The sequence below is a fragment of the Kitasatospora sp. NPDC090091 genome, from assembly GCF_044747365.1.
Classification (GTDB): Bacteria; Actinomycetota; Actinomycetes; order Streptomycetales; family Streptomycetaceae; genus Kitasatospora.
This window is the reverse complement of sequence record NZ_JBIVDY010000010.1, coordinates 211726-227209: the sequence shown is the minus strand read 5'-3', so window position 1 is coordinate 227209 and position 15484 is coordinate 211726. Positions and strand designations below refer to the sequence as shown.

At 75.0% G+C, this 15484-nt stretch carries 11 protein-coding genes and 1 pseudogene; 5 read left to right on the top strand and 7 right to left on the bottom strand.

Annotation, left to right across the window (positions count from 1 at the left end; all coding sequences use genetic code 11):
• Nucleotides 1-391: 391 nt before the first annotated feature.
• Complete coding sequence (locus ACIPSC_RS19570; protein ID WP_400827079.1) at nt 392-961, top strand: cobalamin biosynthesis protein; 570 nt, start codon at nt 392-394, stop codon at nt 959-961.
• Nucleotides 958-2031, top strand: coding sequence for an Rv2231c family pyridoxal phosphate-dependent protein CobC (gene cobC / locus ACIPSC_RS19565; protein ID WP_400827078.1), 1074 nt, complete (start codon nt 958-960; stop codon nt 2029-2031). Before ACIPSC_RS19570 ends, cobC begins: the two co-directional genes overlap by 4 nt.
• A gap of 15 nt (nt 2032-2046) precedes the next feature.
• On the opposite strand, the gene ACIPSC_RS19560 is transcribed toward cobC, so the two are convergent.
• Nucleotides 2047-2580: a hypothetical protein gene (locus ACIPSC_RS19560; protein WP_400827077.1), complete on the bottom strand. Its 534-nt coding sequence runs from the start codon at nt 2578-2580 to the stop codon at nt 2047-2049.
• A gap of 348 nt (nt 2581-2928) precedes the next feature.
• Here ACIPSC_RS19560 and ACIPSC_RS19555 point away from each other — a divergent pair, with 348 nt between their 5' ends.
• A complete protein-coding gene (locus tag ACIPSC_RS19555; protein ID WP_400827076.1) occupies nt 2929-4953 on the top strand; it encodes a serine/threonine-protein kinase in 2025 nt (674 codons plus the stop codon).
• Between the two features lie 27 nt (nt 4954-4980).
• Here the strand turns inward: ACIPSC_RS19555 and ACIPSC_RS19550 are convergent, their stop codons facing one another.
• The 5 genes from ACIPSC_RS19550 to ACIPSC_RS19530 form a co-directional block, all read right to left on the bottom strand.
• Nucleotides 4981-6078: an LLM class flavin-dependent oxidoreductase gene (locus ACIPSC_RS19550; RefSeq protein ID WP_400827074.1), complete on the bottom strand. Its 1098-nt coding sequence runs from the start codon at nt 6076-6078 to the stop codon at nt 4981-4983.
• 244 nt (nt 6079-6322) lie between these two features.
• Complete coding sequence (gene glnII / locus ACIPSC_RS19545; protein ID WP_313765981.1) at nt 6323-7345, bottom strand: glutamine synthetase GlnII; 1023 nt, start codon at nt 7343-7345, stop codon at nt 6323-6325.
• A gap of 167 nt (nt 7346-7512) precedes the next feature.
• Entirely contained in the window at nt 7513-8559 is a 1047-nt protein-coding gene (locus tag ACIPSC_RS19540; RefSeq protein WP_400827073.1) for an SCO1860 family LAETG-anchored protein, read from the bottom strand.
• A 216-nt stretch (nt 8560-8775) separates the two neighbouring features.
• Entirely contained in the window at nt 8776-9453 is a 678-nt protein-coding gene (locus ACIPSC_RS19535; protein WP_400827072.1) for a uracil-DNA glycosylase, read from the bottom strand.
• A 114-nt stretch (nt 9454-9567) separates the two neighbouring features.
• Nucleotides 9568-10659 (bottom strand): amidohydrolase family protein, encoded by a 1092-nt coding sequence (locus tag ACIPSC_RS19530; protein WP_400827070.1) that lies wholly within the window; start codon nt 10657-10659, stop codon nt 9568-9570.
• A 95-nt stretch (nt 10660-10754) separates the two neighbouring features.
• Between ACIPSC_RS19530 and ACIPSC_RS19525 the strand changes: the two are divergent.
• Nucleotides 10755-11857 (top strand): annotated as a pseudogene (locus ACIPSC_RS19525) (pyridoxal-phosphate-dependent aminotransferase family protein).
• Between the two features lie 56 nt (nt 11858-11913).
• Here ACIPSC_RS19525 and ACIPSC_RS19520 read toward each other — a convergent pair.
• Nucleotides 11914-13488: an APC family permease gene (locus ACIPSC_RS19520; RefSeq protein ID WP_400827068.1), complete on the bottom strand. Its 1575-nt coding sequence runs from the start codon at nt 13486-13488 to the stop codon at nt 11914-11916.
• A 370-nt stretch (nt 13489-13858) separates the two neighbouring features.
• On the opposite strand from ACIPSC_RS19520, the gene ACIPSC_RS19515 reads away from it, so the two are divergent.
• Nucleotides 13859-15439, top strand: a complete 1581-nt coding sequence (locus tag ACIPSC_RS19515) for a phosphonate degradation HD-domain oxygenase (RefSeq protein ID WP_400827066.1) — start codon at nt 13859-13861, stop codon at nt 15437-15439.
• The last annotated feature ends 45 nt before the right edge of the window (nt 15440-15484 follow it).

Here is a 15484-nt window from a genome sequence, read left to right as displayed (position 1 = left end):
GTTGTCCTCCGTGCATCGGGAACTGCTGGGGGCGGGACGAGGTGGCCCGGCGGCGGGGAGCGCCGGGTCTGGAGCGCCGAGAACAGTAGGAGCGGCACGGTGGCGCGTGCCCGGGGGGCGGGGTGAAGAACAGGCGAACAGCGGTCGGCGGCCGAGACTGGCGGCCCGTCGTAGGTCACAGCTGTCCCGATTGACCCCTCTGTCGTGGCCGTGGTGGGATTCCGGGGGCTCCGACCGCCCCGGTACGGGCCCCCGGGGGCCTCGGCCCTCCGGCGCGCCGACGGGTTTCGGCCGCCTCGGGTGGCCGTCGTCCGGCGCCGGCTGCCGCGGAGGTGTCGGGCGGGTGACGCGCAGGAGCAGGGACGTGAGCAGGGCGTGAGGGCGTGACGGCGTGAGGGGTTCGGACGGCGTTCCGGACGTGGACGAGCCGGGCGCCGGGGCGGGCCCCCGGCCGGGCGAGGCTGCGGGCCTCCGGCCGGGCGGGCTGGTGGTCGGCGTGGGCCTGCGGCCTTCGACCGCGCCGGCAGAGGTGCTCGGGCTGATCCGGCGGACGCTGGCCGAGGCCGGGCTGCCCGGCACGTCCGTGGTCCGGCTCGCCACCCTGGCCGGCAAGGCCGGACACCCCGCCGTCCGCCGGGCGGCCGCCGGGCTGGGGACGGACGTCGACGAGCACCCGGCCGAGGTGCTGGCAGGCGTCGCCGTCCCCCATCCGTCCGCCGCCGTCGCCGCCGCGGTCGGGTCGGTCAGCGTCGCCGAGGCGGCGGCGCTGGCGAGCGCGCCCGGTGGCGAACTCGTCGTCCCCAAGCGCAAATCGGCCGCCGCGACGGTGGCGGTCGTCCGGGTGCCGGGCGGCCCCGCCGACGCCCCGGCGTCCGGGCCGGCACGGCCCGACCCCCTGCCCGCGCACCCCGCACCCGCACCCGCACCCGCACCCGCACCCGCTGTAGGAGACCTCCCGTGACCCCCGCCTCCCCCACCGAGCCCGACCTGCGCCACCACGGGGACGCCGAGGTCCGCGCCGACGGGTCCGGCCTGGTCGACCTCGCCGTCAACGTCCGCACCGACACGCCCCCGCAGTGGCTGCGCGACCGGCTCGCGGCCACGCTCGGCGACCTCGCGGCCTACCCCGACGGGACGGCCGCGCGCGCCGCCGTCGCCGCCCGGCACGGGCGCCCGGCCGCGGAGGTCCTGCTCACCGCCGGCGCCGCGGAGGCGTTCGTCCTGCTGGCGCGTGTGCTGGCGGCGCGCCATGTCGCCGTGGTGCACCCGCAGTTCACCGAGCCCGAGGCGGCGCTGCGGGACGCCGGGCACGACGTGCACCGGGTGCTGCTCTCCCCGTCGGACGGCTTCCGCCTCGGCGCCGTGCCCGACGAGGCCGACCTCGTGGTGCTCGGCAACCCGACCAACCCGACCTCCGTCCTGCACCCGGCCGAGGCCGTCGCCGCCCTCGCCCGCCCCGGCCGCACGCTGGTGGTGGACGAGGCCTTCATGGACACCGTGCCGGGCGAGACCGAGTCCCTCGCCGCCGTCCGGGACCTGCCCGGCCAGGTGGTCGTGCTCCGCAGCCTCACCAAGACCTGGGGGCTGGCCGGCCTGCGGATCGGCTACGTGCTCGGCCCGGCCCCGCTGATCGCCGCGCTCGGCGCCGCCCAGCCGCTCTGGCCGGTCTCCACCCCCGCCCTGGCCGCCGCCGAGGCCTGCAGCACACCGGCCGCGCTCGCCGAGGCCGAGGCGGCGGCCCGGCTCCTGGCCGAGCACCGCGACCACCTGCTGAAGGGCCTCGCCGCCTTCCCGTCCGTCCGCGTGCACGGCGAGCCGGCCGCCTCGTTCGTGCTGATCGAGCTGCCGGACGCGGCCGCCGTCCGCACCCGGCTGCGCGAGCACGGCTTCGCCGTCCGCCGCGGGGACACCTTCCCCGGCCTGGGCGGGGACTGGCTCCGGATCGCCGTCCGGGACGAAGCGACGACCGACCGCTTCCTGGCCGCACTCGACACGGTCCTGGGCGGGGCGTCCGGCACGCCGGCTTCCTGAGCCGGCGGACAGGGCCTAGTCCAGGGAGGCCGCCCACGCTCCCAGCGTCGCGAAGTCGTCCTCCCGCAGGCCGACCCGCGGGTCGATCCGGAACGTGGCCGCATCGCCCGGGTGGTGGGCCGCGATCCACTCCGTGTCCTGCGGCCCCAACTCGTCGTCCACCCAGACGAACGGGCGCCCGGCCGCCCACGCGACCAGGCTGCGGGTCTTCCAGTGCAGGCCGTCCGGGTCCTCCCGGTGCAGCTCGGGCCAGTTGATCCAGGGCAGCCGGGGCAGGCCGAGCAACGGCCCGATCCAGGTGTTGGCCTCGTCCATCCATGTGGTGGCCCACACCAGTTCGAAGGGCAGGGAGAGCAGGTGGGGGCCGTGGTCGGGGTTGATCCAGAGCCGCAGCGGGCGCACGTGCTCGGCGGGTCGGCGCGGGAAGCGGGCCACCCAGGAGTCCGGCTTCACCCGGTGCGTGCGGTAGCCCTCCGGCCGGCGGTGGGGCTTGGCGGCGTACGGGTTCAGCGGTCCGTCGACATCGAGCAGGAGCAGCGGCTGCGTCATACCCGCGCATCATGGCGCGCAGGACGCCCCGCGGCCAGCCGATTTCACGCCCGTTCGGCACCGGCATCCCCCTGACGGACAGTCGGATCGGGGGCCTGTCTTGTGGATCAGGTCGGATCAGGCCGCGGCGTCTGGGTGCGTGCATCGCAAGGCGGAGGAGGGAGTCCATGCGGAGCATCGGCGACCGACGACAACGCGGCGAGGTGCGTGCCCAGGCGTCGCAGCCCCGGCCTGATCCACAAGACAGGCCCCTTGTCCGTAGCATGGCCGGAGGTGTGAACCTCTCTGGCACACTGTGCGACCGACGGGGGCCCGGTCCGGGCCGGGGCATGACATGGGGGCAGGGGCATGAGCAGCCGGGGTACCGTGCTGGGGGGCCGCTACACACTGACCGAGCGGATCGGCGGCGGGGGCATGGGCTCCGTCTGGCGCGCCGACGACCAGGTGCTGGCGCGCCGGGTCGCGGTGAAGATCCTGCATCCGGGCCTGGTCGAGGACGGCACCTTCGTCCAGCGCTTCCGGCGCGAGGCCCAGCTGCTCGCGGGACTCAAGCACCCCGGCATCGTGGACGTCCACGACTACGGCGAGAGCGGCCGGGACGGCGAGGAGCGGACCGCCTACATCGTCATGGAGCTGGTCGAAGGGCGGCCGCTGGACACGGTGCTCGCCGAGGGCGGGCCGATGGAGCCGGAGCGCGCGCTCGGGCTGCTCGCCACCGCGCTGGACGCCCTGGCCGCCGCCCACCGGCAGGACATCGTGCACCGCGACGTCAAGCCGTCCAACCTGATGCTGCGCCCGGACGGCCAGGTGACGGTGACCGACTTCGGCATCGCGCGGGCGGTCGCGAGCACCAAGCTCACCGCCTCCCACGCGGTGATCGGGACGGCCCTGTACATGGCCCCCGAGCAGGCCGAGGGGAAGTCCGTCACCCCGGCCTCGGACCTCTACTCGATCGGCGTCGTCGCCTACGAACTGCTCACCGGGAAGCCGCCGTTCGTCGGCGAGTCGGTGCTGGAGGTCGCGCTCAAGCACCTCCGCGAGCCGGTGCCGGAGCTGCCCGCGGCCTTCCCGGAGGCGGTGCGGGATCTGGTCTCCAGAGCGCTCGCAAAGCAGCCGGAGGAACGGTTCGCGGACGCCGCCGCGATGGCGGCCGCGGCGCGGGCCGCGATCGGCGCCGGGCCGGGGCCGGCGGCGGCCGGGGCGGCCGGTGGCGCGGGTGGCGCAGCCGCCGGCGGCGCAGCCTCAGCGGGCGGCGCGGCGAAGCCGGCGGCCGCCGAGGCCGATGCGCCCGCGGCCGGTGCGCCCGCGGCCAGTGCGCCCGCGCCCGACGCGGCCGCCGGCGAGGTCGGCCAGGTCAAGGACCGCGACGCGACCGAACCCGGCAACCGCCGCAGGCGGCACGGCTTCCTCGTCCCCGTCGTCCTCCCGGTCGTCATCACGGCGACCACCGCGACCGTCCTGCTGATCGACCGCGCGCCCTTCTCGTCCAACGCCGAGACGCCGAACGGGCAGCCGTCCGTCGTGGTCACCGCGCCCGCGACCACCGGCGCCACGCCGCCGGCCGGCTCCCCGAGCACCCTGCCCCCGAGCAGCCCGTCGCCCACCGAGACCCCGGCGCCGGAGGCGACCACCCCCGCTCCCGGGACGCAGCCCGTACCGGCCGCCGGCAACCAGCCGGGAACCGCCCAGAACCCGGGCGGCGGCGCCGTGGCCGGCGGGGCCGCCGGCGGTGGCGGCGCGGCCGCGGGCGGCCAGGGCACGCCCCCGCGCACCGGCGGAGCCGCCGGCGGTGGCGGGAACGGCGGCAGCGGGAGCGGTGGGAGCGGCAGCGCGACCGGTGGCGGAAGCGCCAACGGCAACGGCGGGGGCGTCGTCCCGCCGCCCGCCGCCACCCAGGCCCCGCCCGCCACCACCTCCGCGCCCCAGCCTCCGCCCGCCACCACGGCACCGCAGCAGCCGTCGGTGCCGGCCGGCTGCGGCGGCAGCAAGTGGGGCGCCATCGTCAGCGTGGCGTCCGGCCTCAAGCTCGGTCTCTCCAAGGACAGCCCGGTCGGCGGCCAGGCGGTGGTGATGGGCGGGACGACCGCCTACGGCTGGGTGCGCTCGGACCCGAACCCCGGCGGCTGGTACCAGATCTACCCGTGCAACCTGAGCGGCCCGGCCCTCGTCCAGGAGACGGACGGGCGGGTGTCCCTCTCCGGCGGCTTCAGCGTGCTGAACAACTGGACGGTGGCCGCCGCCTCCACGCCCGGCGCGTTCGCGCTCAAGGACTACATGGGGCAGAGCTGCCTGACCGACAACGGCGCCGGCAGGCAGGCCACCATGGTCACCTGCACCCCCGGCAACAAGTCCCAGGAGTTCCGCATCCCCTAGATCCAGTCGTGTCGGGCCGGGCGCCGGTCACGGCCGGCGCCAGAGGTGGCGGGCGGCGAGCAGCGGGAGGACGCCCTCGCCGAACCAGTAGGCCTCCTCCAGGTGCGGGATCCCGGAGAGGACGAACTCGTCGATGCCCAGCTCGTGGTACTCGGTGATCAGGTCGGCCACCTCGCGGTGGCTGCCCACCAGCGCCGTGCCCGCGCCGCCGCGCAGCAGGCCGATCCCCGCCCAGAGCCCCGGGTGGACCTCCAGGCGCTCGGCCGAACCGCCGTGCAGGGCAAGCATCCGGCGCTGCCCGACCGACTCGCTCTCGGCCAGCGCCCGCTGGGTCGCCCGGACCCGCGCCGGGTCCATCCCGGCGAGCAGCCGCTCGGTCTCCGCCCAGGCCTGGGCGGAGGTGTCCCGGGTGATCACGTGCAGCCGGATGCCGAACCGCACCACCCGCCCCCGGGCGGCGGCGAGTTCGCGCACCCGGGCGAGCTTCTCCCGGACCATCGCGGGCGGTTCGCCCCAGGTGAGGTAGACGTCGGCATGCCGGGCGGCGACCTCGCCGGCCGCCGGGGACGAACCGCCGAAGTAAACCGGCGGCACCGGATCCGGCAGCCGGGTCAACGCCGCCCGCTCGACCCGCAGATGGGCCCCGTCGTGGTCGACGGTCTCCCCCGCCCAGAGCCGCCGGGCGATGGCGAGGAACTCGTCGGTCCGGGCGTACCGCGCGTCCTTGTCCAGGAAGTCCCCGTAGGCCCGCTGCTCCGCCGACTCCCCGCCGGTCACCACGTTGAGCAGCAGCCGTCCGCCGGACTGCCGCTGGTACGTCGCGGCCATCTGGGCGGCCAGCGTCGGGCCGATCTGCCCCGGCCGGAAGGCCACCAGGTACTTCAGCCGCTCGGTGACCTGGGTGAGCATCGCGGTGGTCAGCCACGCGTCCTCGCACCACGCCCCGGTCGGCGTGAGCACTCCCTCGAAGCCCAACTGCTCGGCGCTGCGGGCGATCTGGCCCAGGTAGGCGATGCTCGGCGGCCGGTCCGAGCCGGCCGTGCCGGGGGTCGAGCCGTGGCCGCCGCCGACGATGTGGCGGCTGTCGCCGTTGGTGGGCAGGAACCAGTGGAAGGTCAGGGACATACGGGTGCGCTCCAGGTGCCGGGCGGTTGCGGGAGGGGACGGAACGGAGGGACGTCACCCGCGACAGCCGGCCGCGCACACCCGCACCAGGTCGACGTGGAGGCGTCGCACCAGGAGAACGCGGGCGGGAGCGGTCATGCGCGCCATTGTCCGCCGCCGCCCCGGCACCGATCAAGGGCGCCGAACGGCCGTCGGCCCTCCCCCGGGCGGGGAAGGGCCGACGGCCGTACGACGGAGGGGCGGATCAGACCTGGCCGGCCTTCTCCAGGGCCTCGCAGCAGGTGTTGATCAGCAGGCGGGTGACGACGTAGGGGTCGACGTTCGCGTTCGGGCGACGGTCCTCGATGTAGCCCTTCTGCTCCACCTCGACCTGCCACGGGATGCGGACCGAGGCACCGCGGTTGGAGACGCCGTAGCTGTAGACGTTCCACGGGGCGGTCTCGTGCTTGCCGGTCAGGCGGGACTGGATGTCGTCACCGTACTGGTTGACGTGCTCCAGGACGATCTCCTGGGAGGCGCCGAGCGACTCGCAGGCGGTGATGATGGCGTCGTAGCCCTCGCGCATCGCCTTGGTGGAGAAGTTGGTGTGCGCACCCGCGCCGTTCCAGTCGCCACGGGCCGGCTTGGCGTCGAGGGTGGCGTCGATGCCGAACTCCTCGGCGGTGCGGTAGAGCAGGTAGCGGGCGATCCACAGGTCGTCCGAGACGGTCAGCGCGTCGACCGGGCCGATCTGGAACTCCCACTGGCCGGGCATGACCTCGGCGTTGATGCCGCAGATGGCCAGGCCGGCGTCGATGCAGCGGTCCAGGTGCAGCTCGACGATCTCGCGGCCGAAGACCTCCTCGGCGCCGACACCGCAGTAGTAGCCGCCCTGCGGGGCCGGGTAGCCGCCCTCCGGGAAGCCGAGCGGGCGGGAGCCCTTGAAGAAGGTGTACTCCTGCTCGATGCCGAAGATCGACTCCTGGGCCGCGTACTTCTCGGCGACCTCGCGCAGCAGGGCGCGGGTGTTCGACTCGTGCGCGGTACCGTTCGTCTCCAGGACCTCGCAGAGGACCAGGATGTTGTCACCGCCGCGGATCGGGTCCTTGACGACCTTGACCGGCTCCAGCACCCGGTCCGACGCGTGGCCCTCGGCCTGGTTGGTGGAGGAACCGTCGAAGCCCCAGGTGGGGATCTTGTCCGCGTTGGCCAGGACCCGAGTCTTGGAACGGAGCTTGGCGGTCGGCTTGGTGCCGTCGATCCAGATGTACTCGGCCTTGATTGCCACGGCGGTGTACCTCGCAAACTGGGTGGTGGGTGCCCGCGTAGCGTTGCAAGCCGCCGTTTCCCGGTTGTTCCTCTCATGTAACGCGCACGTGAACCAACCGTCCGCATTGGCACGGTCACTGTGCGGGAGTGCCGATCGTGGCACTCCCGCACGTCGCGTCCCGCGGCTCAGTGCCGCCGGGCGTGCCCCGCGCGGCGGCGGGTGGCCCGCAGGGCGAGGCCTCCGGCGACGACCAGGCCCGCGGCCCCCGCGGCGAGCGGGACGGCGGCGGCGCTGCCTCCGGTGGCGGCGAGGCTTCCCCCGCCCGACGGGCTCCCGGTGGCGGTCCGCGCGGCCGGGGTGGTGGGTCCCGCCGTGGTGTCGACGGCGGGCTGGACGGCGGGGGCGCCGGTGGCGGGCGCGGTGCCGGCCGCCGAGGGAGTGGGCGCGGTGGTCGGCGAGGCCGGCCCGGTGGGCTTCTCGCAGCTCACCGAGGCGACGGTGATCTTCCCGGTGACCTTGGCGACGTTGAGGTTGAGCGGGTTGACCTCGATCTGCACCTCCAGCGCGGAGGCGGCGGCCGTGGTGGAGGTGGTGGTCCGCTTGGAGAACTCCACCGAGACGCCGCCGACCAGCGGCACGTCCACCTTGGTCGGCCCGTAGAGGCTGAGGGTGACCGGCTTGCCGAGCACGGTCAGCCGCGCGGGCGCGACGACGTCGGCGGCGGGCTGCCCGTCGACCGGGCAGGTGGCCGAGGCGCTGAGCGACTCCAGGCCGAGCAGCGTGGTCGCCGGCAGGCCGGGTGCGTGCACGTCGGCGTTGACCAGCTTGACGGAGGCCGAGGCGCCCGCGGCGTCGGCCTTCACCACGGACCGGCCGACGTCCGCCTTGACCAGGGTGACCGGCCCCTGCTGGTCGACGCCGTCGACCTTGGCCGTGAGCACCGCGCCGCCCCCGGTCTCCGGCTGGGCGGCCCCCGAGCGCTGCGCCGGGGTCTCGACCTTGTTGAGCGCGATGTTCACCGGCACGTCCACCGTCTTGTTCAACAGGCTGACGTCCAGGTCGAGTTCGGCGGTGACGGCGCGCGCCTTCCCGCCCTGCGCCGCGGGCGCCGCGGCCGGGGCGGCCGGGGCCTGCGACGGCCCGGCGGCGTGCGCGGACGGGACGGCTATCAGCGCCGACACCGCGGCGGTGGCGGCCGCGACGGCGGCGGCGGAACGGACGGACGACGACATGGCGGTACCCCCACGGGTGGTGATCTCGGTAGAGCGCGCCTCCTCCGACATCACCCGCAGGGCGGGGCAAGGGGCTGGCGCTCCGTACGACGAGCCGCCAGTCTTCTCGAACAGCCCGTCACATGAGCCACACGGAGCGTCATTTCACTCATTCGGGTGAGGTTGACGCCCGCCGCTGCCGAACCGCTGTTTCGGGCCGATCCGCCGCACCCGGCGCTACGGCAGCCGCCAGTCCACGGGCTGGGCACCCTGCCGAACCAGCAGGTCGTTGGCCCGGCTGAACGGCCGCGAGCCGAAGAAGCCGCCGTTCGCGGAGTACGGGCTCGGGTGCGCGGACTCGATCGCCGGCACATCGCCCAGCAGGGGGCGCAGATTGCGGGCGTCGCGCCCCCAGAGGATCGCCACCAGCGGGCCGCCGCGCGCCACCAGCGCCCGGATCGCCTGCTCGGTGACCTCCTCCCAGCCCTTGCCGCGGTGGGCGGCCGGCTTGCGCGGCGCGGTGGTCAGCGCGCGGTTGAGCAGCAGCACGCCCTGCTGCGTCCACGGGGTGAGGTCCCCGTTGGACGGCTGCGGCAGGCCGAGGTCGTTGCCGTACTCCTGGAAGATGTTGATCAGACTGGCCGGGATCGGCCGTACGTCCGGCGCGACCGAGAAGCTGAGCCCCACCGCGTGGCCGGGCGTCGGGTACGGGTCCTGGCCGACGATGAGCACCCGCACGTCGGCGAGCGGCTGCTGGAAGGCGCGCAGGACGTTCGGCCCGGACGGCAGGTAGGTGCGGCCGGCGGCCAGCTCGGCGCGGAGGAAGTCGCCCATGGCGGCCACCCGCCCGGCGACCGGTTCCAGCGCGGTGGCCCAACCGGGCTCGACGATCTCGTTCAGTGGACGCGGTGCCATGGCCGCCACCCTATCGGCCTACGCCGACAGGCCGTTCACCGGATGATCACCACGGGGGCACCACCACGACGGCACCACCACGGGGACACCGCCGGGCCCGAACCACCGCCGCGATCACGCCACCGGCCGCCCGCGCAGCACCACCAGCCGCGGGTCCGCGAGCACCCGGACGTCCGCCCGCGGGTCCTCGTCGTAGACCACGAAGTCGGCCGGCGCGCCCTCCTCCAGGCCCGGTCGCCCCAGCCACCGGCGCGCGCCCCAGCTGGCCGCCGAGAGCGCCTCGGCCGGCGTGAGCCCGGCCTTCACCAGCTCGGCCACCTCGTCCGCGACCAGGCCGTGCGCGAGCGAGCCGCCCGCGTCCGTCCCGACGAACACCGGGATGCCCGCCTCGTGCGCGGCGCCCACGGTGTCGTAGCGGCGCTCGTGCAGCCGGCGCATGTGGGCGGACCAGGCCGGGAACTTGGCCTCGCCACCGGCCGCCAGCTGCGGGAAGGTGGCGATGTTGACCAGGGTCGGGACGATCGCGACGCCGCGCTCGGCGAAGACCGGGATCAGCTCCTCGGTCAGCCCGGTGGCGTGCTCGATGCAGTCGATGCCGGCCGCCAGCAGGTCGGGCAGCGACTCGGCGGCGAAGCAGTGCGCGGTCACCCGCGCGCCCTCCTCGTGCGCCGCCGCGATCGCCTCGGCCAGCGCGTCGCCGGGCCAGCAGGCGGAGAGGTCGCCGCGGTCGCGGTCGATCCAGTCGCCGACCAGCTTCACCCAGCCGTCGCCGCGCCGGGCCTCGGCCCGGACGTAGGCGGCGAGGTCGCCCGGCTCGATCTCGTGCGCGTAGTTGCGGATGTAGCGGCGGGTGCGGGCGATGTGCCGGCCGGCCCGGATGATCCGGGGCAGGTCCTCGCGCTCGTCGATCCACCGGGTGTCGGCCGCCGAGCCGGCGTCGCGGATCAGCAGCGTGCCGGCGTCGCGGTCGGTGACCGCCTGCTTCTCGCTGGTGGCGGCGTCGACGGCGCCGTGCGCGTCGAGGCCGACGTGGCAGTGCGCGTCCACCAGGCCGGGCAGCACCCAGCCGGTCACGGTCCGCACGTCGCGCACCCCGGCCGGCCGGTCGAAGGCCACCCGCCCGTCCACCACCCAGAGTTCGTCCCGGACGTCCTCCGGACCGACCAGCACCCGACCCCGGACGTGCAGCACCGCACCATCGCTCATGGCCCGCACTCTACCGAGCGGCCGGTTCCCCGGGACCCCCGCAAGTGCGGCAGACTCATTCCCGCCCGAACGACCCACCTCCGAAAGGCCGGCGCGTGACCCCCTACCTCGACCTGCCCCCGCTCAGCGCCGCCGAGTTCGCGGCGATCGAGGACCAGGTGGCCGCCCTGCTGCACACCACCGCCGACGTCATCGTCACCCAGGGCGAGGCGCTGCTGCCGCTGGAGGCCGCGATCCGCGGCGCCGCGCACCCGGGCTCCACCGCGCTGAACATCGTCACCGGCCCCTACGGCCAGACCTTCGGCAACTGGCTGCGCTCCTGCGGGGCCGAGGTGGTCGACCTCGCGGTGCCGTTCGACAGCGCGGTCACCGCCGCCCAGGTCGAGGCGGCCCTGCGGGAGCACCCGGCGGTCGACTTCGTCTCCCTGGTCCACGCCGAGGCCGCCACCGGCAACACCAACCCGGTCGCCGAGGTCGCGGCCGTGGTCCGCGCGCACGGTGCGCTGCTGATGGTGGACGCCGTGGCCTCGGTGGCCGCCGAGCCGCTGCTCACCGACGCCTGGGGCATCGACCTGTGCGTGATCGGCGGGCAGAAGGCGATGGGCGGCCCGGCCGGCGTCTCCGCCGTCTCGGTCTCCGAGCGCGCCTGGGAGCGGATCGCCGCCAACCCGGCCGCACCGCGCCGCTCGTACCTGTCCCTGCTGGACTGGAAGGAGCGCTGGACGGACGCCGGTCGCACCGTGCTGCCGCACGCCCCGGCCCAGTTGGAGATGCTCGCGCTCGGCGCCTGCCTGGACCGGATCGGCGCCGACGGCCTGCCCGCCGTGATCGCCCGCCACCGCGCCGCCTCGGCCGCCACCCGGGCCGGTGTCCGCGCCCTCGGCACGCTCACCCCGTTCGTCCCCGAGGACGCCCACGCCGCCCCGGTCGCCACCACCCTGCGCACCCCGGCGGGCGTGGACGCCGGCGCCCTCGCCGCCGAGCTGCTCCGCCTCGACCGGCACTGCCCGTCCAGCCCGGCGGCGGGGCGCTGGCCACCGGGATGCTCCGGGTCAACCACTACGGCCCGGCGGCCGGCCGGGACACCGTGCGCGGCTTCCTCGCCGCCCTGGCCACGGCGACCGGCGCGGACGCCGCACCGGCCCTGGCGGCGGCCGACGCCGCCTGGTCCGCGGCCGCCACGGGTCAGAACAGCTAGGGCCCGGCAGCAGCGAGCGGCCCCCGTTCGCACGGGGGCCGCTCCGGGTCCGGCGGTCAGTGGCCGCCGGCCTCCACGACCTCGACGCCGCGGATGTTCCGTTCGATCTCCTCCGTCGGCAGGGCGACCGCCAGGGCCCAGTAGTAGACGACCAGGGAGAACACGACCACCACGAGGATGTCCCACCAGAGCGGCAGGTTGCCCTGGGCGCCCTCGCCGAAGGTGCCCTGCCAGGAGATCAGGCCCATGCCGATCAGGTAGGGCGGCAGCCACTGGCCCGCCTTGAAGTCCATCCGGGGCGCGTTCGGGACGCCCTTCGCCGTCGCGTACGCGGAGTACCCGCCGAGCAGGAGGTAGCCGATCAGGATCGCCAGGCCCAGCCGCCAGAGCGTGTCCCAGCCGGCCCAGAAGATGATCAGGCTCGCGACCGCGAAGGCGATCGGCGAGACGATCGTCCCGGCGGGCAGGTGGTACGACCGCTCCAGGGCCGGCAGCCGCTTGCGCAGCACGCCGAAGGCCAGCGGCGCACCGGCGTACATCAGCACGACGGCCGAGGTGATGAAGCCGACCAGCCGCTGCCAGCTCGGGAACGGCAGGAAGCAGAGCACGCCCGCGACCCACGCGATGATCAGGCCGAGCCAGGGCACCGAGCGCTTGTCGGTGAACTGCAGGGTCTGCGGGGCGTAGCCGTTGCGGCTCAGGCCGTAGGTGACCCGCGAGCTGGAGGTCATGTAGACGAGCCCGGTGCCGGCGGGCGAGATGATCGCATCGATGCGCAGGACGGTGGCCAGCCAGCCGAGGCCGATCAGCGTCGAGAGGCCGGCGAACGGCCCGCTGATGCCGGGGTAGTCGAGGGCGGCCCAGCCGCCCGCGAGGGTCTCCGGCGGCAGGGCGCCGATGAACACCACCTGGAGCAGGACGTAGATCAGCGTGCCGATCACCACCGAGCCGAGGACGGCCCGCGGGATGTCCCGGCGGGGGTTGCGGCTCTCGCCCGCCCACTGGATCGCCTGCTCGAAGCCGAGCAGGGCGAAGATCACCCCGCTGGAGCTGATCGCCGCGAGCACGCCCTTGGCGCCGACGGGCGCGAACCCGTGGACGCTGAAGTTGGAGCCGTGGAACTCCGTGAACCCGAAGACGAAGATGACCAGGACCGGGACGAGGACCTTCCACACGGTGGCCACGCTGTTGGTGTGCGCGAGGAGCCGGACGCCCAGGAAGTTGATCGCCACGAAGATGCCGAGCAGGGCGGCCGCGACGAAGAAGCCCCCGGTGGTGAGCGTCTGGTTCGCGTTCAGCAGGCCGTCCGCCCAGGTCCAGTGCTGGGCGTAGTTGATCATCGCCTGCACCTCGATCGGTGCGATGGTCGCCGCCTGCAGCCAGGTGAACCAGCCGAACGACATCCCCGCGAACCCGCCGAACGCGTAGTGCGGGTAGCGCGCCGTCCCGCCCGCCACCGGGAAGAGCCCGCCCAGCTCGGCGTGGACCAGCGCCAGCAGGATGATCGCCACCGCCCCGATCCCCCACGAGACGAGCGCCGCCGGGCCGGCCGCCACCGCCGCCTTCTCCGCTCCGAACAGCCACCCGGACCCGATGATCGCGCCGACCGAGGCCCAGAGCAGCCCGATCATCCCGACTTCTCGTTTGAGCCCGGTATGCCCCGAAGCAGCGGGGGTTTCAGTCGTGGGGTGAGCCATGCCCAGCCGCCTCTCAGATCAGGGAAATCCACCCCGACAGTGCCCCAGCACCCGCGCCTCCCCGCGCCGAAACGCGCCGCGACCCACCTCCCTCACCCGAACGGCCGCCCCATCCGGCCGGCGAAGCCGCCGGCCGGGCCACCTTCACCGGGGGTCACGGCTCCCGGCCGGCACCTCCCGGCACAGTTCCCCCGGCGTTCACCTGCGCGGCACGCAGAGCTCACCGAGGCCCGGCAGGCTCCAGCCAGCCGGTGAAGTTGGCTATACAACTTCACCGGAAGAGACGCCGCCCAGGAGGAGAACCGTGTCCGAGCTGCCGCCGTACTGGCTGCGCGACAACTGCCCGTGTGCCGAGTGCCGCGACCCGCGGAACGGGCAGAAGCTGTTCCAGATCAACGACCTGCCCGAGGACCTCTCGATCGCCGCGAGCACCGGGATCGACGGCAACCTGGAGGTGCTCTGGTCGGACGGGCACCGGTCGCGGTACCCGTTGGCCTGGCTGGACGCCGAGCGCGACGGGGACGGGCGGACGGAGGCCGACAAGCGGCTCTGGGTGGCGGCGGACTTCGCCCGCGGGATCCCGGAGGCCGAGTGGACCGAGTACCTCGGGAACCCCACCGAGCAGGCGGCCGTGCTCGGCGCCGTCCGGCGCAGCGGCTTCGCCGTGCTCCGCGGGGTGCCGGCGGTGGAGCGGCAGGTGCTCGCCGTCGCCGAGACCTTCGGGTTCGTCCGCGTCACCAACTACGGCGAGCTGTTCGACGTCCGGGTCGAGCCGGACCCGAACAACCTGGCCTTCACCAGCGTCGCCATCACCCCGCACACCGACAACCCGTACCGGGACCCGGTGCCCACCCTCCAGCTGCTGCACTGCCTGGAGAACTCGGCGACCGGCGGCGACTCCGGGCTGGTGGACGGCTTCCGGGCGGCCGCGATCCTGCGCGAGGAGACGCCGGAGGACTTCGCGGTGCTCACCCGCACCCCCGTCCCGTTCGTCTTCCGCGACCGCGGCACCGAGCTGCGCGCCGACCGGCCGCTGATCGACGTGGACGCGCTGGGCCGGATCCGCGAGGTGCGGTTCAACAACCGCTCGATCGGCACCCTGCGCGGCTCCGCCGCCGAGCTGGAGGCCTTCTACGCCGCCTACCGCCGCTTCGCCGCGATCACGCTCCGCCCCGAGCTGCAGCTGGAGTTCCGGCTCGACCGCGGCGACTGCCTGATCTTCGACAACACCCGCCTCCTGCACGCCCGGACGGCGTTCGAGCAGGACGGCGCGCGCCACCTCCAGGGCTGCTACGCCGACCTGGACGCGCTGGCCTCCACCCTCGCCGTGCTGGACCGCCGCAACGCCGCGCTGGACGCGATCGGCGAGCTGTTCGCGGGCGAGGGCGCCGGCGAGTACCTGGGCGAGGCGGTCACCATGGCCGAGCACATGCTGCAGGCCGGCGCGCTGGCCGTGGCCGCCGGGGCCGCCCCGCACCTGGTCGCGGCCGCGCTGCTGCACGACGTCGGCCACTTCCAGGGGGCCCTGCACGGGCGTGACCTGATGCAGGGGCAGGACAACCGGCACAGCGACACCGGCGCGCAGTGGCTGGCGCAGTGGTTCGGCCCGGAGGTCACCGAGCCGATCCGGCTGCACGTGGCCGCCAAGCGCTACCTGTGCGCGGTCGAGCCGGGCTACCGGGCGCGGCTCTCCGAGGCCTCCGAGTACACCCTGCAGGTGCAGGGCGGGCCGATGAACGAGGAGCAGGCCGCCGCGTTCGCCGCCCACCCGGGCGCCGAGGACGCGGTGGCGGTGCGCCGCTGGGACGAGCAGGCGAAGGACGCCGACGCCGCGACGCCGGGCTTCGAGCACTTCCGGCCGCTGCTCGCCGCCCTGATGGCGTGAGCCCCCGGAGCGGGAGGCCGCCCCGGCCCCGGCCCTGCGCCGGCC